17 protein-coding genes are annotated in these 19,737 nt (G+C 67.3%); 8 read left to right on the forward strand and 9 right to left on the reverse strand.

The features are described from left to right. Positions 1-35: 35 nt before the first annotated feature. The 7 genes from DOM67_RS05560 to DOM67_RS05590 all read left to right on the forward strand — a co-directional run bounded on the left by DOM67_RS05560 (position 36) and on the right by DOM67_RS05590 (position 8,399). A complete protein-coding gene (locus DOM67_RS05560) occupies positions 36-1,022 on the forward strand; it encodes a sugar ABC transporter permease (protein ID WP_110674669.1) in 987 nt (328 codons plus the stop codon). Next, the gene (locus DOM67_RS05565; protein ID WP_110674670.1) at positions 1,019-1,861 is read left to right on the forward strand and encodes a carbohydrate ABC transporter permease; all 843 of its coding nucleotides are present in this window, start codon (positions 1,019-1,021) and stop codon (positions 1,859-1,861) included. The genes DOM67_RS05560 and DOM67_RS05565 overlap by 4 nt, the downstream gene beginning before the upstream one ends. A 56-nt stretch (positions 1,862-1,917) precedes the next feature. Beyond that, the gene (ugpC, locus tag DOM67_RS05570; protein ID WP_110674671.1) at positions 1,918-3,036 is read left to right on the forward strand and encodes a sn-glycerol-3-phosphate ABC transporter ATP-binding protein UgpC; all 1,119 of its coding nucleotides are present in this window, start codon (positions 1,918-1,920) and stop codon (positions 3,034-3,036) included. Beyond that, positions 3,033-4,355: an ABC transporter substrate-binding protein gene (locus DOM67_RS05575; RefSeq protein WP_110674672.1), complete on the forward strand. Its 1,323-nt coding sequence runs from the start codon at positions 3,033-3,035 to the stop codon at positions 4,353-4,355. Before ugpC ends, DOM67_RS05575 begins: the two co-directional genes overlap by 4 nt. 51 nt (positions 4,356-4,406) lie before the next feature. Then, positions 4,407-6,020, forward strand: coding sequence for a glycoside hydrolase family 13 protein (locus DOM67_RS05580; RefSeq protein WP_110674673.1), 1,614 nt, complete (start codon positions 4,407-4,409; stop codon positions 6,018-6,020). A gap of 143 nt (positions 6,021-6,163) precedes the next feature. Then, on the forward strand, positions 6,164-7,201 hold the full coding sequence (locus DOM67_RS05585) for a LacI family DNA-binding transcriptional regulator (protein WP_232825148.1): 1,038 nt from the start codon (positions 6,164-6,166) through the stop codon (positions 7,199-7,201). A gap of 187 nt (positions 7,202-7,388) precedes the next feature. Then, the gene (locus DOM67_RS05590) at positions 7,389-8,399 is read left to right on the forward strand and encodes a LacI family DNA-binding transcriptional regulator (RefSeq protein WP_110674675.1); all 1,011 of its coding nucleotides are present in this window, start codon (positions 7,389-7,391) and stop codon (positions 8,397-8,399) included. Between the two features lie 36 nt (positions 8,400-8,435). On the opposite strand, the gene DOM67_RS05595 is transcribed toward DOM67_RS05590, so the two are convergent. Continuing rightward, positions 8,436-8,981 (reverse strand): gluconokinase, encoded by a 546-nt coding sequence (locus DOM67_RS05595; protein WP_110674676.1) that lies wholly within the window; start codon positions 8,979-8,981, stop codon positions 8,436-8,438. A 505-nt stretch (positions 8,982-9,486) separates the two neighbouring features. Here DOM67_RS05595 and DOM67_RS05600 point away from each other — a divergent pair. Then, positions 9,487-10,833, forward strand: coding sequence for a gluconate:H+ symporter (locus tag DOM67_RS05600; protein WP_110674677.1), 1,347 nt, complete (start codon positions 9,487-9,489; stop codon positions 10,831-10,833). Between the two features lie 179 nt (positions 10,834-11,012). Here DOM67_RS05600 and DOM67_RS05605 read toward each other — a convergent pair whose 3' ends face one another. The 8 genes from DOM67_RS05605 to lptD form a co-directional block, all read right to left on the reverse strand. Continuing rightward, positions 11,013-12,149 (reverse strand): polynucleotide adenylyltransferase, encoded by a 1,137-nt coding sequence (locus DOM67_RS05605; protein ID WP_110674678.1) that lies wholly within the window; start codon positions 12,147-12,149, stop codon positions 11,013-11,015. Between the two features lie 8 nt (positions 12,150-12,157). Beyond that, positions 12,158-12,484, reverse strand: a complete 327-nt coding sequence (glpE, locus tag DOM67_RS05610; protein ID WP_110674679.1) for a thiosulfate sulfurtransferase GlpE — start codon at positions 12,482-12,484, stop codon at positions 12,158-12,160. Positions 12,485-12,504: 20 nt separating this feature from the next. Further along, positions 12,505-13,338, reverse strand: a complete 834-nt coding sequence (locus tag DOM67_RS05615) for a symmetrical bis(5'-nucleosyl)-tetraphosphatase (protein WP_110674680.1) — start codon at positions 13,336-13,338, stop codon at positions 12,505-12,507. 225 nt (positions 13,339-13,563) lie between these two features. After that, positions 13,564-13,947, reverse strand: a complete 384-nt coding sequence (gene apaG / locus DOM67_RS05620; RefSeq protein WP_110674681.1) for a Co2+/Mg2+ efflux protein ApaG — start codon at positions 13,945-13,947, stop codon at positions 13,564-13,566. Next, positions 13,944-14,765 (reverse strand): 16S rRNA (adenine(1518)-N(6)/adenine(1519)-N(6))-dimethyltransferase RsmA, encoded by an 822-nt coding sequence (gene rsmA / locus DOM67_RS05625; protein ID WP_110674682.1) that lies wholly within the window; start codon positions 14,763-14,765, stop codon positions 13,944-13,946. The genes apaG and rsmA overlap by 4 nt, the downstream gene beginning before the upstream one ends. 83 nt (positions 14,766-14,848) lie before the next feature. After that, positions 14,849-15,898, reverse strand: a complete 1,050-nt coding sequence (pdxA, locus tag DOM67_RS05630; protein ID WP_110674683.1) for a 4-hydroxythreonine-4-phosphate dehydrogenase PdxA — start codon at positions 15,896-15,898, stop codon at positions 14,849-14,851. Positions 15,899-15,909: 11 nt separating this feature from the next. Further along, positions 15,910-16,869 carry a peptidylprolyl isomerase gene (locus tag DOM67_RS05635; RefSeq protein WP_110674684.1) on the reverse strand — a complete coding sequence of 320 codons (960 nt, stop codon included), beginning with the start codon at positions 16,867-16,869 and terminating at the stop codon, positions 15,910-15,912. A gap of 284 nt (positions 16,870-17,153) precedes the next feature. Continuing rightward, positions 17,154-19,616: an LPS assembly protein LptD gene (gene lptD / locus DOM67_RS05640; RefSeq protein WP_110674685.1), complete on the reverse strand. Its 2,463-nt coding sequence runs from the start codon at positions 19,614-19,616 to the stop codon at positions 17,154-17,156. Positions 19,617-19,737 lie beyond the last annotated feature (121 nt).

Below are 19,737 nucleotides of genomic sequence, written 5' to 3' on the forward strand. Positions count from 1 at the left end.
CCGGGAGGCAATCCATGGCAACTCGGCAACCCACAATGGCGCAGGCGCCGGCCGCCCCGAGTCCGGGCGGCGCGGTGGACGCCACTCAGCCGGCGCGGCCGCGTCGCGAACGCGGCACCCGGGTACGCCGGCGCCGGGTACGCGCGGCCTGGCTGTTCCTGACCCCGATGCTGATCGGCCTGGCGCTGGTCGCCGGCTGGCCGCTGGCGCGCACCTTCTGGTTCAGCGTCACCGATGCCAGCCTGTCGAGCCTCGAGGGCGCCAACTTCATCGGGTTCGAGAACTATCTGGTCTATGACAACGGCTGGTACGGCATTCTCGCCGACCCGCTGTGGTGGCAGTCGGTGTGGAACACGCTCTACTTCGCGCTGGTCTCGGTATCGCTGGAGGCGGTGCTGGGGGTGATCGTGGCGCTGGTGCTCAACGCCCACTTCCGCGGCCGCACCCTGGTGCGCGCGGCGATGCTGATCCCGTGGGCGATCCCCACCGTGGTCTCGGCCAAGATCTGGGCGTGGATGCTCAACGACCAGTTCGGGATCATCAATCACCTGCTGATGACCCTGGGTGTGATCGATGCACCGCTGTCGTGGACCGCCGACGCCAGTCTGTCGATGTGGGCGGTCATCATGGTCGACGTGTGGAAGGCGACCCCCTTCGTCGCCCTGCTGGTGCTGGCGGCGCTGCAGATGCTGCCCTCGGATTGCTATGAAGCGGCCAAGGTCGACGGCATCCATCCGGTGCGGGTGTTCTTCCGCGTCACCCTGCCGCTGATCACCCCGGCCCTGCTGGTGGCGGTGATCTTCCGCGCCCTGGACGCACTGCGCGTGTTCGACGTCATCTACGTGCTGACCTCCAACGCCGCCTCGACCATGACGATGTCGATCTACGCCCGCCAGCAACTGGTGGAGTTCCAGGACGTGGGCTATGGCAGTGCCGCCTCGACGCTGTTGTTCATGATCATCGCGCTGGTCACGGTGGTCTATCTCTATCTCGGACGCCGCCAGCTGGGAGGTGGGTCATGACGCTGCGCAGACTGAAGAGCATCGCGCTGACAATCGGCTTCTGGATGCTGGTGGCGGTGCTGGTGCTCTATGCCATTTTCCCCTTCTACTACGCCATCGTGACCTCGCTGAAGCCGTCGAGCCAGCTGTTCGAGGTGAGCTACTGGGTCGATAGTCTGGACTTCTCCAACTATGTCACGGTGCTGTCGCAGCCGACCTTCCTGGCCGCGATCCGCAACTCGGTGGTCGTCGCCATCAGCGTGGTGATCATCGCCCTGCTGCTGGGCCTGACCGCGGCCTGGGCGCTGGGCCGAGTGCGCTTTCGCGGGCGTACCACGGTGATGATGATCGTGCTGGGGGTGTCGATGTTCCCCCAGGTGGCGGTGCTCTCGGGGCTGTTCGAGGTGATCCGTACGCTCGATCTCTACAACTCTCCCGGCGGGCTGATCCTCAGCTACACCATCTTCACCCTGCCGTTCACGGTGTGGATCCTGACCACCTTCATGCGCCAGCTCCCCGATGAACTGGAGGAGGCGGCGATCGTCGACGGCGCCTCACCCTGGGTGACCCTGACCAAGGTGTTCATGCCGCTGTTGTGGCCGGCAATGGCCACCACCGGTCTGCTGGCCTTCATCGCGGCGTGGAACGAGTTCCTGTTCGCACTGACCTTCACCCTGACCGACTCGCAACGCACGGTACCGGTGGCGATCGCGCTGATCTCCGGCGGCAGCCAGTACGAGCTGCCGTGGGGGCCGATCATGGCCGCCTCGGTGATCGTCACCGTGCCGCTGGTGGTGCTGGTGGTGATCTTCCAGCGGCGTATCGTTTCCGGGCTCACCGCCGGTGCCGTCAAGGGCTGAACGCCTCTGAGGCTTTCGGCCACTACTGATTTCCCCGTTCTCGGGTAGGAGAAACTATGGCTGGTCTGACGCTCGAACGAGTCAACAAGCGCTTCGGCAGCACCCAGGTGATCGACGACGTCTCGATGCAGATCGACAACGGCGAGTTCATCGTCTTCGTCGGCCCCTCGGGCTGCGGCAAGTCGACCCTGCTGCGCCTGATCGCCGGGCTCGAATCGATCACCCACGGCGACCTGATGATCGACGACCAACGGGTCAACAACCTGACACCGCCGGAGCGCGGCATCGGCATGGTGTTCCAGTCCTATGCGCTCTATCCGCACATGAGCGTCTACGACAACATCGCCTTCGGCCTGAAACTGGCCAAGCAGGAGAAGCAGACGGTGGACGAACGGGTCCGCCACACGGCCAAGCTCCTGCAGCTTGACGGCCTGCTGGAGCGCCTGCCCAAGGCGCTCTCCGGCGGCCAGCGCCAGCGCGTGGCGATCGGCCGGGCGATGGCCCGCGAGCCCAAGATCCTGCTCTTCGACGAGCCCCTCTCCAACCTCGACGCGGCCCTGCGGGTGCAGACCCGCAACGAGATCGCGCGGCTCCACGAGCGCCTGGGTTCGACCATGATCTACGTCACCCACGATCAGGTCGAGGCGATGACCCTGGCCGACCGCATCGTGGTCCTCAACGCCGGCCATGTGGAGCAGATCGGCACCCCGCGCGAGCTCTACGAACGCCCCGCGTCACGCTTCGTCGCCGGCTTCATCGGCTCACCCAAGATGAACTTCATCCAGGTCACCGCCGAAGCCGACGCCGGGCAAGGCTGCCGCGTGGAGATTCCGGCCGTCGGCGAGCGCACCCTGCCGCTGGCCTTCAGCGCCGGCAGCGGCAGTTCCAACGAGGCGACCCTGGGCGTGCGCCCGGAGCATCTGATTCCCACCCCCAGCGAGCGCGGCGAGGGGCTGGAGATCGTCAACGTCGAGTATCTCGGCAGCGAGGCCTACCTCTATCTGGAACGCAACGACGACGAGCTGCTGGTGTGTCGCACCCAGGCGCCCAGCCCGTTCCAGCGCGGCCAGCGGGTGACGCTCGACTTCGATCCGCTGCACGGCCATCTGTTCGACCACGACGGCCGCGCGGTGCCGCCGCTTGAACGCCACGCCGCGCAGGGAGCCGCCTCATGAGCGGTGCCGACACACACCGATCCGCCGCCAGGCGAACCCGCCCCGGACCACCCGCGAACCGGTGGCGCTGGCGCGTCGCCCTGGGCCTGCTCGCGCTGCTGGGTAGCGCCGGTGGGGCCCAGGCCGCCGAGATCGCCATCGCCTGCGGCGGGGGTGGCGACGGCGACTACTGCCCCACCGCAGCACGCGCCTGGGCGGCCCAGAGCGGCAATAGCGTCAAGGTGGTGACCACACCCAACGCCACCACCGAGAAGCTGGCGCTGTTCCAGCAGCTGCTCAACAGCCACTCCCAGGATGTCGACGTGATGATGCTCGATATCGCCTGGCCCGGGCTGCTGGCACCGCATCTGCTCGACCTCGGCGAGGCCGTACCGCCCGACCAGCGCGAAGCCTTCTTTCCCGCGCTGATCGAGGCCAATACCGTCGACGGCCGCCTGGTGGCGCTGCCCTGGTACACCGATGCAGGCCTGCTCTACTACCGCCAGGATCTGCTCGACAAGCACCAGCGCCCGGTACCCGAGACCTGGCAGGAGATGACCGCCACCGCGACCAGCATCCAGCAGGCCGAGCGCGCCGCCGGCGATGCCGAGATGTGGGGCTTCGTCTTCCAGGGCCGCGCCTATGAGGGCCTGACCTGCAACGCGCTGGAGTGGATCGCCGGTTACGGCGGCGGACGTATCGTCGACACCGATGGCGAGATCACGCTGGACAACCCCCAGGCCACGGCGGCGCTGACCGAGGCAGCGAGCTGGATCGGCAACATCGCCCCACGTGGCGTGCTCAACTACACCGAAGAGGAGGCGCGCGGCGTGTTCCAGAGCGGCAACGCGGTGTTCATGCGCAACTGGCCCTACGTGTGGTCGCTGGCTCAGCGTGAAGGCAGCCCAGTGCGCGGCAAGATCGGCGTCGCACCGCTGCCCCACGGCCCCGATGGCGACTCGGTGAGCACCCTGGGCGGCTGGAACTTCGCCGTCTCGCGCTACACCGAGGCGCCCGAGGCCGCGATCTCGCTGGCACGTTATATGACCAGTGCCGAGGTGCAGCGTCGGCACGCCCTCAACAACGGCATGAACCCGACCCGGATCGCGCTCTACGACGATCCCGAGGTGGTCGCGGCCAACCCCACCATGAGCGTGCTGCGCCCGGTGCTGATGAACGCCGTGGCGCGCCCCTCGGCGGTGACCGGCGAGGCCTATGCCCGGGTCTCCAATGCCATCTTCAACGGTGTGCACGCGGTGCTCTCCGGCCGCGCCCAGCCGGCGGCGGTGCTCGCCGATCTCGACCAGACCTTGACCCGACTCAAGCGGCGGCAGTGGTGATCGCCACGCCGGCCCCGAGCCCCTGATTCGCCTTGTGACGAGGAGTTCCGCATGACCCAGCAGCAGTGGTGGCGCGATGCCGTCATCTATCAGATCTATCCGCGCAGTTTCATGGACGCCAACGGCGACGGCATGGGCGATCTCGCCGGTGTCACCGCACGCCTCGACTATCTCGCCGCCCTGGGGATCGATGCGCTGTGGCTATCGCCGTTCTACCGCTCGCCCCAGGCCGATGCCGGCTACGACGTCGCCGACTACTGCGACGTCGACCCGCTGTTCGGCACCCTCGACGATTTCGACCGCCTGCTGGCCGGTGCCCACGAGCGCGGCATGCGAGTAATCGTCGACCTGGTGCCCAATCACAGCTCCAGCGAACACGTCTGGTTCCAGGAGGCGCTGGCCAACCCGCCGGGCAGCCCGGCACGGGCGCGCTACATCTTTCGCGACGGGCGTGGCGAGCAGGGCGAACTGCCGCCCAACAACTGGCAGAGCATCTTCGGTGGCGCGGCCTGGACCCGGGTCGAAGACGGCCAGTGGTATCTGCACATGTTCGACAGCACCCAGCCCGATTTCGACTGGCAGAACCCCGAGGTGGGCGACGAGTTCGAGCGCGTGCTGCGCTTCTGGCTCGCCCGCGGGGTCGACGGCTTCCGCGTCGACGTGGCCCACGGCATGATCAAGCAGCCGGGCCTGCCGGACTGGGACGGCGAACAAGTGATGGTCGAGGGCGGCAACCGTGGCCCGATGTGGGATCAGGATGGCGTGCACGACATCTATCGCCGCTGGCACCGAATCCTGGCGGAGTATGGCGACGACCGCATGATGGTCGCCGAGGCCTGGCTCAAGCCGGAGCGGGTGGCGCGCTACATTCGCCCCGACGAGATGCAGCAGGCGTTCAACTTCGATTACCTGATCGCCCACTGGGATGCCGCGGAGCTGCGCACCATCATCGACCGCTCGCTCGCCGTCACCGGCGCGGTCGGCGCCACCACCACCTGGGTGATGTCCAACCACGACGGCGTGCGCCATGCCTCGCGTCTGGGGCTGTCGAATCCCGGCGCGCGGCCGCAGAAGATCGGTATCGGTGACGAGCAGCCCGACGAGGCACTGGGCCTGCGCCGAGCTCGCGCGATCATCATGCTGACCCTGGCGCTACCCGGCTCCGCCTATCTCTACCAGGGCGAGGAGCTGGGCCTGCCGGATCACACCAGCATGCCTGACCGCTACCGCCAGGATCCGGGTTTCTTCCGGACCGGCGGCGAGGATGGCGGCCGCGACGGCTGTCGGGTGCCGTTGCCGTGGCGCGCCGACGCCCCGGCCTTCGGCTTCAACGACAGCGGCGAGCGCTGGCTGCCGCAGCCGGACAACTACGCCGACTACGCCGTCGACCGTCAGCTCGATCGGCCGGATTCGACGCTTACGCTCTATCAGCAGTTGCTCAAACTGCGCCGCGACCATAACCTTGGCCAGGGCGAACTGGCGTGGGCACCGAGCCCGCGCGAGGATGTGCTGGTGCTGACCAACGGCGACGTTAGGGTGGTGCTCAACCTGGGCGATACACCGATCGACCTGCCGGCGGCCCCGCTGCTCGCCCAGAGCCAGCCCGGCGTGGTGAACGGCACGACGCTGGCTGGCAATGCGGCGGCATGGTTGAGCGCCACCTAGGCAAAGCCCAAGGCGGGATGGCGGCCGCTGCCCTGGCCGCCATCCGATCCCCGACGAGGAGACTCACCTATGCCCCCGGCCACGGCCATCGCTACACGGCGCCAGCAGCGCACGACGCGGCACCCCATCCCCCGCGTGCGACCGTGAGTCAAACCAAGCGCATGACGCTGAAGACGGTGGCAGCACGTCTTGGCGTCTCCGCCGCCACCGTCTCCAACGCCTTCAACCGTCCCGACCAGCTCTCCCAGGCCCGCCGCGAAGAGATTCTCGCCGCCGCGGCGGCGCTCGGCTACCACGGCCCCGACTCCCGCGGGCGCATGCTGCGCACCGGCCGTTCCGGCATCATCGCCATGCTGCTGGCGGAAAACCTCTTCTACAGTCTGAGCGACAGCGTCGCCAGCGAGCTGATCGCCGGTGTCGCCGCACAGCTGGATCAGCACGGCCACTCGCTGATGCTGCTGCCGGGACGCCTGGAGCAGAGCGGCGGCGGTGTCGACATGGCCGACGGTGTCATTGTCTACGGCCTGCACGGCGCCTCCTCGCGCATCCTCGACCTGATCGCGGATCGCCCCGCGGTGGCCATCGACATCGATCTGCCGGGTATCCCGGCGGTGCATGTCGACAACTACCCGGCCAGCCTCGCACTGGCTCGCCACGCCCTGCGCCATCCGCCGCAGCGAGTCGCCATCGTCGGGCTGCGCCTGACCCAGTCCCACGTGGGCCAGATCGGCCTGGAAGCGCTACTGTCGGCCGATCTCACCGTCACCCGGCGGCGTCTCGACGGGATCTTCAAGGCGCTGACGGAGGCCGCCATCGATCCCGACAGCGTGGCGCTGTGGAACGTCGACCAGAACACCTACGAAGGCTGCGTGCCGGTGGTCGCCGCGCTGCTCGACCAGCCCGCGGCGACACGCCCGGACCTGCTCATCTGTCTCTCCGATCGTATCGCCCTGACCGCCATCGACCTGGCCGAGCGACGCGGGCTGCGGGTGCCGGAGGATCTGCGCATCACCGGCTTCGACGGCATCGCCGAAGGTCAGCGGCGGCGCCCGCGACTGACCACGGTACACCAGGACAACACCGCCAAGGGCCGGCTGGCGGCGGCCATGCTGCTCGATCTCGAACCGCGTCGCTCGCGCACCCTGGATACCGAGCTGCTGATCGGCGATAGCGCCCCTTGAGCACGGGCTCTACCCCACCTCCGGCAATCCGATCGGCTACAACCATGGCCGCACAGCCAGCGCCAGGGCAGCGTGCTAGTCTGCTCGAAAGTTACCGCTAACCATCATCTTAATCGGACCCGCCTCGGGCGCGATATCCCTATCGATCGCCAGCGTCGGGCGCCGCTGCCGCGCTGGGGAGATCGTCATGCCGCGCCGCGCTTCGGGACGCGTCACGCTTCAGGATATCGCCGATCGGGTCGGGGTCACCAAGATCACCGTCTCGCGCGCCCTGCGCGAGCCGCAGCGGGTCTCGCTACCGCTGCGCCAGCGTATCGAGGCGGCGATCGCCGAGCTCGGCTATATCCCCAATCACGCCGCCGGGGCGCTGGCCAGCGGCCGTAGTCACAGTGTCGCGCTGCTGATCCCGTCACTCTCCAACGCGGTGTTCTCGGATATCCAGCGCGGCATCGAGGAGGGTCTGCGCGCCGCCGGCTATCAGCTGCTGATCGGCCATACCGGCTACTCGATACTCGAGGAGGAGCGTCTGATCGACACCTATCTGGGCTATGGAGTGGATGGCCTGGTACTGTCGGGGACCCGCCATACGGAGCATGCCGAGCGGCTGCTGCGACGGGCCGGGGTGCCGGTGGTGGAGACGCTGGAGCTGACCCCGACCCCGCTAGACATCAATGTCGGGCTCGATCAGACCGCCGCCGGCCGGGCGCTGACGGAGACCTTTCTCGCCCACGGCTACCGCCGGGTCGGCTTTCTCGGTGCGCGCATGGATCACCGCGCCCAGCTGCGCATGGCAGGCTGGGAGGCGGCGCTGCGCGCCGCCGGTCTCTCCACCGAGTCCTGCCTGACCACGCCGCAGCCGTCGAGCTATCGCCTCGGCGGCGAGATGCTGGGGTCGATGCTGGAGCGCTGGCCAGCGCTGGAGGCGGTGTTCTGCTGCAACGACGACCTGGCCGCTGGCGCGCTGTTCGAGTGCCAGCGCCGGCGCCTGGCGGTGCCCGACGCCCTCGCCCTGGCCGGCTTCAATGGGCTCGACATCGTGGAGGCGACGACACCGCCACTGGCCACGGTGGTGACACCCCGCCGGCGAATCGGCGAGGTGATCGCCGAGCGCCTGCTGGCGCGCCTCGCCGGCCAGCCCTGCCGGCCGCACAGTGAGGATCTGGGGTTCGAGGTGCGCTGCGGCGGCAGTATCGGCTAGCCCACCCCGTTCTTGCCCAGCGCGCCCTCGAGCTGACTAGGAGGCCGCACTGCCGGACTGATGGGCATAGCGCTCGGTCAGCGCCTCGGCGGCACGCTCGACCACGGTCTCGATGCTGGCATCGATATCCACCGTCACCGCCTCGTCGGCGCCGGGGGCTTCCAGCGTTGCGAGCTGGCTGTCGAGCATCGCCTCGCCCTTGAAGAAGTGATCCTCACGCGACTGGATGCGTTCGAGCAGCAGCTCGCGGCTGCCGCACAGGTAGACGAAAGTGAGCGCCGGATCGCCCTCGCGCAGCGTGTCGCGGTAGCGGCGCTTGAGCGACGAGCAGCCCACCACCAGCGTCTCGCCCGCCGCACGCGCCTCCCCCAGGATCTCGCTCAGCCGGGCGAGCCAGCCGGCGCGGTCGTCGTCGTTGAGCGGCTCGCCCCGCGACATCTTGGCCACGCTCGCCTCGGAGTGGTAATCGTCACCGTCGAGGAAGCGCCCCTCCAGACGCGCCGCCAGGCGCTGCCCGATTTCGGTCTTGCCGCAACTCGACACGCCCATGACGACGATGCGATGTCCCTGATTGGTTTTCATGCGTCGGACTCTTTTCGCTGATGAATCGTTGTGCCGATGAATCGTTCTGCCGGCGGCGCTCGGCGCCGATGGCCGCCGGCAAACGGGTGATGCCCTCTCAGAGGGTGTTTACAAACCCTCTGACGAAGAGCGCCGGGGGCGGGGCAAAGCGAGGGGCCTTTGCCAGAGATGGCAAGGGTAGCGCCCAGGGAGGGGGTCACAGCCCCCTCGCAACGCCCTGCCGCCGGATAAGCCCACATCGTCTGGCGGTTGTGAAAGGCGTTCTTAGGCGTAACCACCAGCGAGCGGCTTGTCTCTACACCTTTAGGCGCATTGTTGCCGCCGAGCTGTTACCGGTAACATCCATTTTCGCCAACTCCACACCGAAGCACAACGCCACCAAAGGCGCATAGCGTCCCGCGGGATATCGCCCCCGGCAGGTACTGGACGCACCACGTCCGCGGCGACATCCGCCAGCGCCTCAACTGCCAGCAGGTGCTTCGCTCACAAAGGGTTTTTCATCCTCATGGACAGTCCCACCTCTCTGATCCTCGCCGCGCTGGGGAGCATCATCGTCCTTCTTTACCTGGTCATGCGTCTGCGCCTGCACGCCTTCGTGGCGCTGCTGGTGGTCAGCGGTGTCGTGGGTCTGGCGACCGGCATGGGCGTCGAGGAGCTGCTGAACACCATCGAGAAAGGCATGGGCGGCACGCTCGGCTTCGTCGCCACCGTGGTCGGTCTGGGCGCGATGTTCGGCAAGATGCTGGAGGTCTCCGGCGGAGTCGATCGCCTGGCCAGCACGCTGCTCGGCAAGTTCGGCGAGAACCGCTCGCAGTGGGCGATGGGGGTCACCGGTTTCCTCGTCGCGATTCCGGTGTTTCTCGACGTCGCCTTCATCATCCTGGTGCCGCTGATCTATGCCCTGACCCGGCGTACCGGACGCTCGCTGCTCTATTACGGCATTCCGCTACTCGCCGGGCTCGCGGTCACCCACTCGTTCATTCCGCCGACACCGGGCCCGATCGCGGTGGCCAAGCTGATCGGAGCCGACCTCGGCTACGTGATCCTGTTCGGCGCCATCTGCGGCCTGCCCGCCATGATCATCGCCGGGCCGCTGTTCGGACGCTGGATCGCCAAGCGTATCGACGCCCAGATTCCCGACTACATGGAGCTGCCCAAGGAGCCGGCCGACACCCGCGATCTGCCCAGCTTCAAGCTGATTCTGGCGATCATTCTGCTGCCGCTGGCGCTGATCGTGCTCAACACCGTCTCCGGCGTGATTCTGCCGGCGGACAGTCCGGTGCTGGCTGCACTGACCTTCCTCGGCCACCCCTTCGTGGCGCTGACCCTGGCCACCCTGCTCGCCTTCACCTGCCTGGGCACACGCCGCGGCATGACCCGAGAGCAGGTGATGGAGGTTGCCACCAAGGCCCTCGAGCCGGCCGGCATCATCATCCTGGTCACCGGGGCTGGCGGCGTGTTCAAGCAGGTGCTGATCGACTCCGGGGTCGGCGGCGTGATGGGCGACATCATGGCCGAGAGCGCGCTGCCGCCGATTCTGCTGGCGTTCCTGATCTCCACCGCCGTGCGCGTGATCCAGGGCTCCGCCACCGTGGCCATGATCACCGCTGCCGGCCTGATGGCACCGGTCATCTCGACCCTGGGCCTGTCGGGTCCGGTGCTCGGCCTGATCGTGATCGCGATCGCCTCGGGGGCCACCGTGCTGAGCCACGTCAACGACTCCGGGTTCTGGCTGGTCAACCGCTACTTCGGCCTGACCGAAGCGCAGACCCTGAAGAGCTGGACCGTGATGGAGACCATCATCGGCCTGACCGGTCTGGTGATGGCACTGATCGTGGGCCTGTTCGTCTAGACCGGAAGCACTACGTCAAACGCCCGCGGCGAGTGATCGCCGCGGGCGTTGTCGTCTGGCAGTGGGCATCCGGGAGGGGGCGCGTCTCCGAGGAGCGAGGGCTGAAGCGAGAGGGGAATGAGCGCGCGCCGAGGATGAGGTGACTGGTGCGAAGGCCCCTTCACCTCGCTGCCCCTTGTCTACGCCGTCTCCAGCGCCTCGCGGATGGTCTGCTCTCGCCGCCGGGCCAGCTCCTGACCCAGCTGTGGCCCACGCAGGCCCTCGTCGAGCAGCGCCTGGGGCAGGATCTGGGACGCCAGTCGCCAGGCCAGGGCGAGATCATTGGCCAGCGCCGGGGCTTCGTGGGCGATCAGCGCCAGCAGCGGATCGAGGCGTTCGGGCCGACGCCAGGCGTCGATACCGTCGAGCCAGCGCATGATCTCTCCGGCACGCGAATCGGCATGGTCACAGCGCTGGCGTAGCTCGCGGGTGAGCGCCGCCTGGCGCATGGCGTCACGGTAGCGGTTGGGTGCCTTGACGGCGTCGTTGAGCGCGCGCTGGTCATCAGCCGCGAGATGCTCACCGAAGCGCGCCCAGCGCCAGACCGCCGGCTCGGCGAGATCGTTCGGCACGCTCTCCAGCCGCGCCAGGGACGCCGCCAAGGTATCGTCGGCCAGCGGCGGCATCAGCACCGCCAGCGCGCCGCACGCCTGCAGGGTCTCGAAATAAGCCTCGGGGTTGGCCTCAGCCAGGGCCTTTTCCGTCTCGGTCCAGACGCGCTCAGCGACCAGGTGCGCGATCTCGCCGCCCGCCACGAGCTGACGCATCAGCGCCAGGGTCTCGCCAGCGATGGCGAACCCCAGGTGACGATAGCGGGCGAGAAAGCGCGCCGCACGCAGCACCCGCAGAGGGTCCTCGACGAACGCCGGCGACACGTGGCGCAGCAGCCGGGCCTCGAGGTCGTCGCGCCCACCGTAGGGGTCGACCAGCTCGCCGTCGGCACCCTCGGCCATGGCATTGATGGTGAAATCCCGCCGCGCCAGATCCGCCTCCAGCGTCACCTCGGGGCTGGCGTGAACCTCGAAACCGGTATAGCCGTGACCGCGCTTGCGCTCGGTGCGCGCCAGCGCGTACTCCTCATGGGTCTGCGGATGCAGGAATACCGGGAAGTCGCGCCCCACCGGCTGGAAGCCGCGCTGGCGCATCTGCTCGACGCTGGCACCGACCACCACCCAGTCGCGGTCGCCGACCGGCCAGCCCAACCGGGCATCGCGCACCGCGCCGCCGACCAGATAGACCTCGAGACCGTCGAGACAGGGATCGTTGCCAGCGTGCATGACGCCTCCTATCGGCTGACCCGTTCAGGATGGCGATGCGCCCAGTCGACGAAGCCGCCATCCAGACTGTAGACCTCGCTGAAGCCCTGACCGGCGAGCCAGGCGGCGGCCTGCTGGCTGGAGTGGCCGTGGTAGCAGACTACCACCAACGGCTGCGCGGGGGGTGTCTGCTCGACCAGTTCGGCGGCACTGGTGTTGTCCAGATGGCGGCTGCCGGGAATGTGCCCCTGGGCGAAGCTCAGCGGATCGCGGATATCGACCAGGGTCAGGGTGCGACCCTCGCCCAGCCACTGGATGAGGGTGGCGGCATCGAGATGTTCGAATGGGTGTGGCATGTACGCCCTCTGAGATGGATTCAGCGTCGCATCTGATGCGACGGTTCGGCGATGCGCTCGCCGCTGTCGAGATCGAGCGCCGTGAGCGAGCCGCCCCAGACACAGCCGGTGTCCAGGGCTTCGGCGCGCACGCGGGCCCCAGGCGTTTCCCCCTCCAGCGCGGCCCAGTGGCCGAACAGCAGGGTGAGATCCGCTTCGCGGGGATGCCGGCGCGGATAGGTGAACCAGGGCGCGAAGCCCGCCGGTGCGCTATCCAGCCCCTCCTTGGCGCTGAAGTCGAGGGTACCGTCGGCATCGATGAAGCGCATCCGGGTAAAGACATTGACGATGCTGCGCAGGCGGTCCAGCCCCTCCAGCGCCGGCGACCAGCGCGCCGGCCGGTTGCCGTACATCTCGGCGAGAAAGTCATCGACCGCATCGCCGCCGAGCACTGCCTCGGCTTCCGCCGCCAGCTCGCGAGCCTGGGACAACGACCACTGCGGCAACAATCCGGCATGGGTCATCACCCGATTGCGGGCCGAGTCGGCGACCAGCAGCGGCTGGGCGCGCAGCCAGTCCATCAGGGCGTCGCAATCCGGCGCTGCAAGTATCTCGGCCAGGGTATCGTTGCGCTTGAGCTTGCCGTGCCCCCGCGCCACCGCCAGCAGATGCAGATCGTGGTTGCCCAGCACCGTCTCCGCCGCGCCCTCCAGCGCCATCACCCGGCGCAGGCAGGCGAGCGAACCGGGTCCGCGGTTGACCAGGTCGCCGGCCAGCCACAGTCGATCACGGGAGGGCGAAAAGTCGAGCCGCGACAGCAGTGCGTCGAACTCAGCGTAGCAGCCCTGCAGGTCGCCGATGGCATAGGTGGCCATAGTCGTCGTCCTTCTCGATGGTCGGTTCTAGGCTTTGTACGAAAACTACCTGCGCTCGGCAATACGGCGTTAAAAATCAGCTCAAAATGCTCATTTACACCCCGTAAACTCCGCGTTTTCGCCGATTTTTGCCTTGTCTTGTCTTCGCTCGCTGACTTTTCGTACAAACCCTAGGTCGAGGGCTGGGGAGCCCTCCGGGATGAACGGGTCGGCACCCGGCGCAGCTCAGTGCACCTGGTTGGGGGTCGCCAGCCGGAACGGTTCGATGGTGACCTCGAAGGCCTCCTGGCTGGCGAGATCGGTGCAGCCGTAGCTGCCCTGCATCACTCCCACCGGGGAGGCCAGCACCGCGCGGCTGGTATAGCGGAAACTGTGACCCGCGGCGATCGCCGGCTGCTTGCCGACCACGCCATTGCCACGCACCTCCTGCACCTTGCCGTTGCCCTGGGTGATCTTCCAGTAGCGCGACAGCAGCTGGATCTCGCGGGTCGAGCGGTTGTGCACCGTCACCGTATAGCTGAAGACGTAGCGCGATTGCGCCGGATCCGACTCGTCGGCGCGGTAGTCGGGCTCGACCTCGACCCCGATCTGCGCAGCCAGTTCATTCATGCCTCGCGCTCCGTGACCCGGTTGGCGATGGCGACCAGCTCCGCCACCTCGAGCGTCTGCGGGCGGCGGCCGGGGTCGATCCCCAGCGCCTCGAGTTCGCTGGCCTCGACCAGCCCCTTGAGGTTGTTGCGCAGCGTCTTGCGCCGCTGGCCGAAGGCATCGCGCACGATCTCGGCGAAGCGCGCCTCGTCGTGCGCCACGACGGGCAGCTCGGCGTGGGGTGTCAGGCGCACGATGGCAGAGTCGACCTTGGGCCGCGGCACGAAGGCTTCCGGCGGCACCACGAACAGCGACTCCACCTGGCAGTGGTACTGGGTCATCACCGACAGTCGCCCCCAGTCGGGCCCACCGGGCTCGGCGGCGAGACGCTCCACCACTTCTTTCTGCAGCATGAAGTGCATGTCGGCTACGGCGCCGCGCGATGCCAGCAGATGGAAGATCAGCGGCGTGGAGATGTTGTAGGGCAGGTTGCCGACCACCCGCAGCGGGCGGCCATCCTCAGCCGCCAGCGCCGGGAAATCGAACTTGAGCGCATCGCCCTCGTGGATCACGAAGTCCGGATAGGCGAAGAACTGCACCCGCAGCCCAGGGATCAGATCACGGTCGAGTTCGATCACCTCTAGCGCACCGGCGGCCTGGAGCAGCGGCTCGGTCAGAGCGCCCTGCCCCGGGCCGATCTCGACCAGGCGCTCCCCCGGACGCGGCCCGATGGCGCGCACGATGCGTGAGATCACGCCGGCATCGCGCAGGAAGTTCTGACCGAAACGTTTGCGGGCTCGCGGCAGCGCGCCACGCGGATAATCGGCTGGGTTAGCCATTGACAACGAATTCCTTCAGAGGTCGTTTACCTGAAAGCTGCACGGGACAGCGGTGTAAACACCCTCTCGGTGAGAGAGATGAGTCAGTGAGATCGATGAGTGGCCATCTCGCAGGCCACTTCCAGCGCCACCCTGAGACTGCCGACATCGGCTTGGCCACTGCCGGCAAGGTCGAGGGCGGTGCCGTGATCGACCGAGGTGCGAACGATGCCCAGGCCCAGGGTGATATTGGCCGCCTGGCCGAAGCCGGCATACTTGAGTACCGGCAACCCCTGGTCATGATACATGGCGAGCACAGCATCGGCGTCATTCAGATGGCGCGGCGTGAACAGCGTATCGGCGGGCAGCGGGCCGACCAGATCGAGCCCCTCGGCGCGCAGCCGCTCGAGGGTCGGGATGATGATCTCGAGCTCCTCACGGCCCAGATGGCCATCTTCGCCGGCGTGGGGATTGAGCCCGCTCACCAGGATGCGCGGCGCGGCGATGCCGAAGCACCGGGTCAGCTCGGCGGCGAGAATCCGTGTGACCCGCGTGAGAAGCGCGGCGTCGAGCGCCTCGGCGACCCGTGCCAGCGGCAGATGGGTGGTGGCCAGGGCGACCCGTAGCGGCCTCGGTGCGCGTCTGGTGTCGATCGTCGAGGCGGTCATCGTGGCGAGCATCATCACCACCTCCTCGACACCGCAGGCGTCTCGCAGGTACTCGGTATGGCCGGTGAATCCCGGGTGCCCGCCCTCGATGATCGCCCCCTTGTGCAGCGGCGCAGTGACCATGGCCGCGGCGCGCCCGTCACGACAGGCGGCGATGGCGACATCCAGGGTCTCGAGCACGTAATCGGCGTTGCCCGGATCGAGCACGCCAGGATGCGACGGCCGCCGCAGCGCCACCGGCCACACTGGCAGATGGCCATCCCGCGCGGGCGGCACCGGCGCAGCGGGGTCGAGCGGCTCGATCTCGACCGCCCAACCCAGCCCAGCGGCGCGTGCCGCCAGCAACTGCGGGTCGCCGATGACGACGACCCGCGCAGCCAACGCCGGCCAACGCCGCGCCAGGGCCAGCGTCAGCTCGGGGCCAATACCCGCCGGCTCGCCGCTGGTCAGCGCCAGCAGCGGTGCCTCGGCCTGTGTCGACGGCACCGGCGACTCCTTTACTGCTTGTCGAGGCGATTGTCGACGTAGGCGCTGGCGCGAATCTCCTGCGTCCACGCCTCGAGTTCGTCGTTGACCTTGCGCTGGAAGATCGCCTGGCTCGCCTGCTCGCGGGAGATCTGCTTGCCATCACCACCGCGGCTATCGATCAGCTTGACCAGGTGGAAGCCGCTGGGGCTGCGGATCGGCTGACTCACCTCACCTTTGGTGAGATCGGGGATGACGTCGGCGAAGATGGTCGGAATCTGCGCCGCCGGACGCCAGCCGAGATCGCCACCCTTCAGCGCCTGGCCACCGTCGGACTCGGAGACCGCCAGCTTGCGGAAATCGGCGCCACTCTTGAGCTCCTGATAGAGCTTCTCGGCCTTGGCCTGGGCCTGGCGCACCTGATCCGGGGTCGGCGACTGCGGCACCGCGACCAGGATCTGGGCCAGATGATAGGAGACGTTGCTGTTCTGGCCGGCCTGCTCCAGGAAGCGGTCGATCTCGCGATCCGACACTGTCACCTTGTTGGCGACCTCGCGCTGCTGGACCTGACGGATCAGCAGCTCGCGGCGCACCTGCTCGCGCACCTCGACCAGCGACTGCCCCTCTTTCTCCAGGCGGTCGGCGAACTGATCCAGGGTCATGCCGTTGTTCTGGGCGATACCGCGCATGGTGGCATTGAGCTGGGTCTCGTCGACGTTCAGCTTGCCCTTCTCGGCCATCTGCAGCTCGATCTGCTCGGTGATCATGCGGTCGAGCACCTGATGCTCGAGGGTCTTCTCCGGCGGCGCGGAGATGTTGCTGGACGCGAGCTGGCTCTTGACCTGGGCGACCCGCTGCTCGAGCTGGCTGTGCATGATGGCGTCGTCGTTGACCACGGCGACGATACGGTCCAGCGGCACCACCTCGGCCATCGCCGACAGTGGCGACAGCAGCATGACCAGCGCCAGGGGAATCCACACTCTAGGACGCATGCCTACCTCTCTTGCTTGATGAAGGACAACTCTAAGGGAATACTGCACAAATGCCTGCGCGGGCGAATCGCTGCGTTGCGCGGTGCTAAGAATCCTCACATATACCCCATATGCTGCGGTTCTTGCGCTCCGGGCGCCTTGCACTTCATCCCGCTCGCCTATTTGTTCAGCACTTCCCTTGCTTGATGAATCACGGATCTTGCTCGCTGCATCACGACGCTTGATCGGCTGACCTCGTATCTGGCGTCGCGACTGACGCTGGCCCGGCACCCGCCGGGCTCGGCTCAGAATTTGGTGGGTTCGTAGCCCGGCACCGCGGTGGCAAAGTAGCTATCGGCATTCTGCCCCACACCGCCGAGACCCTTGAACACGAAGCGCAGGAACAGGCCGCGATCGGTGTAGTCGTCGTCGATGGTGTAGGCGGTGTCATTGTCGTCGACCCACTCGCGCCAGACCACCTGCACCGCGCTGCAGCAGCTGTTGAACTGCACCCCGGCCAGCGTCTCCAGATCACGTTTGTTGGTGTTGTCGTAGAGATAGCGGCCGATCAGATCGAGCGACGAGGTCGCCTTGTAGGCGAACGAGACGTCGAAATCCTCGCGGTTGTAGCTCAGTTGATCGTCGGCATCGCTGGCCGGATCGAAACCTTGGAGCTGCCAACGGTAGCCAAGGTTCAATACATGGCCGACCGGACTCAGATACTGCAGGTAGGCGGAGGCCTTTTCGGTCTGCGAGCGGTGATCGTCGTAGAACCACTCGTAGCGCGAGCGCCACTGGTCATTGATGCGCCAGTCGAGCTGGGTGATCACCGGCGAGCGGTCACGCGTGCGCCGATAATCGTCATAGCGCCGCTGCGCGGGGGTGAGATTGTCGCTGTCGTCGAGCAGGGTGACGTTGCGATCCTGGAAGTAGGCGCTCTGCCCGACCGACAGCGCCAGCCGCTCACGCCCGGTGTCATCTTCGAGGAAGCGGGTCGAGGCGCCGTAGGAGAGCTTGTTGACGTCACCCACACGGTCGGCCCCGGTGAAGCGGTAGGGCGACCACAGCTGGCTCCACGAGATCGCCTGCTCGTCGGTATCGAAGACCGGATACTCGGACTGATTGCGCTCGGGCACGTAGGCGTAGTAGAGCCGCGGCTCGAAGGTCTGTTTGAAGCCCTGGTCGAACGCGGTCACATCGCGCTGGAAGATCAGCCCCGAATCCAGCGAGTAGACCGGCACCGTGCGCGACAGCGTCTCGTCGCGGTTGGTGTCACGATTGCCGTAGTCGAGCTCATAGTTGGTCTGCCACAGCTGGAAGCGCGGCTCGAGGAAGCCCCAGCTGGGCTGGGCACGCCAGCCGATGGCCGGGGTCAGATTGAGGCGCGAGCCGTTGGCCGACTCCCGCAGCGGAATGTTGCGAACCCGGTTCTCGTCCTCGTCGAACCAGTTGCCCTGGGCATCGACGCCGTGCAGATCGCGCCAGAAGTAGGAGGCGTTGGAGTTCCACTCCTGATAGAAGCCGCTATCCTGCTGCCAGCGCGCATTGGCGGTCAGACTGGGCAGGCGGTAGTAGGGGCGATCGTTCTCGTCGATCGGGTACTGCATGCGCTGGTAGCCCTGGGCGCGGGCGTCCAGATACCAGGTGGTGCCCTGGTAGGAGAGCCGCGCCAGACGCTCGAGGTATTCGGTGTCCTGCTCGGCGAAGTCACTACCGAAGTCGTCGAAGTAGCGGCCATCACTGGCGGCGCCATAGCGCAGTGCATAGTCCAGACGGTCGGTGAAGTAGCCGTAGTGACGATAGTCGACGAACCAGCGATCCTTGCCATCGAAGGCGTCATTGGCAACGTTGGGATTGTCGTTGTTGCCGCCGCGGTCGTTGGCCAGGTAGGCGCCATCGAGGGTGCCGCGATCGCTGCCGAAGAGATAGCGAAATTCGCCGCCCATGAGCAGGCCGTGATCGGTGATGACCCTGGGGGTGATGGTGGCGTCGTAGTTGGGGGCCAGATTCAGATAGTAGGGCTGGCTGTAGTCGAGCCCATCGCTGGTAATCCCCACGGTCGGCCACAGAAAGCCGCTCTGGCGGCGGTCGTCCACCGGGAAGCGCACCCAGGGCCAGTAGAATACCGGCACATCGCCCATCTCGAGGCGCGCGTTGGTGGCGGTACCGTAGCCTTGGGCGCGGTCGATGGTGACGTCGCTGCCGACGATCCGCCATAGCCGGCTGTCCGGCGCACAGGTGGTGAAACTGGCCTCGCGCATGCGATAGCGGCCATCGTCGAGACGCTCCAGCGCCTGAGCATCGCCGCGTGCGCGCTGATCGTGGATCACGTAGTGGGCGTCGTCGATCCGCGCCGCGTCGCTGTCGAGCGAGACCTGGCCGTCGTCGCCGCGCACCAGCAGACCGGGGTAGCGGATGGTCAGGGGGCCGTCGGCGAAGGCGGTATCGCGGGCGGCGTTGACCCGCACCTGCGGCGCCTGCAGCTGGCTGTCGCCACGCCGCAGCACCACCTCGCCCCCGAGGATCGTCTCGCCGTTGTCGCCGTACTCCGCGGTGGCGGAGTTGGAGAGGACCTCTTCCGGCGTCCGCCCCTCGGGCAGCAGATAGCCGGGCTGGACATAGCGCCCGCCGCACAGTTCGCCGGCCGGTGCCTGATCGCCCCAGGGTACCCAGTCCAGTTGGTCCGCCGGTAGCGGTGCCGGAGGGGCCGCCTGGGCGGTCGATGAAATCACGCCGGTGAGGGCAGTCCAGACCAGTCGCTTGCCCATGTCCTCTGTGTCCTTGCCGAGTGGAGCCGGTATTATACAGACCTCGCCGGCACTTGCCGCGGGGTCGTTCTCTGTTGTCTGGTCGCGCTCGCGTCACGATGAGTTGGCGCATCCGGCCAAA

It is taken from the genome of Salinicola sp. RZ23 (assembly GCF_003206675.1).
Taxonomy (GTDB): Bacteria; Pseudomonadota; Gammaproteobacteria; order Pseudomonadales; family Halomonadaceae; genus Salinicola; species Salinicola endophyticus.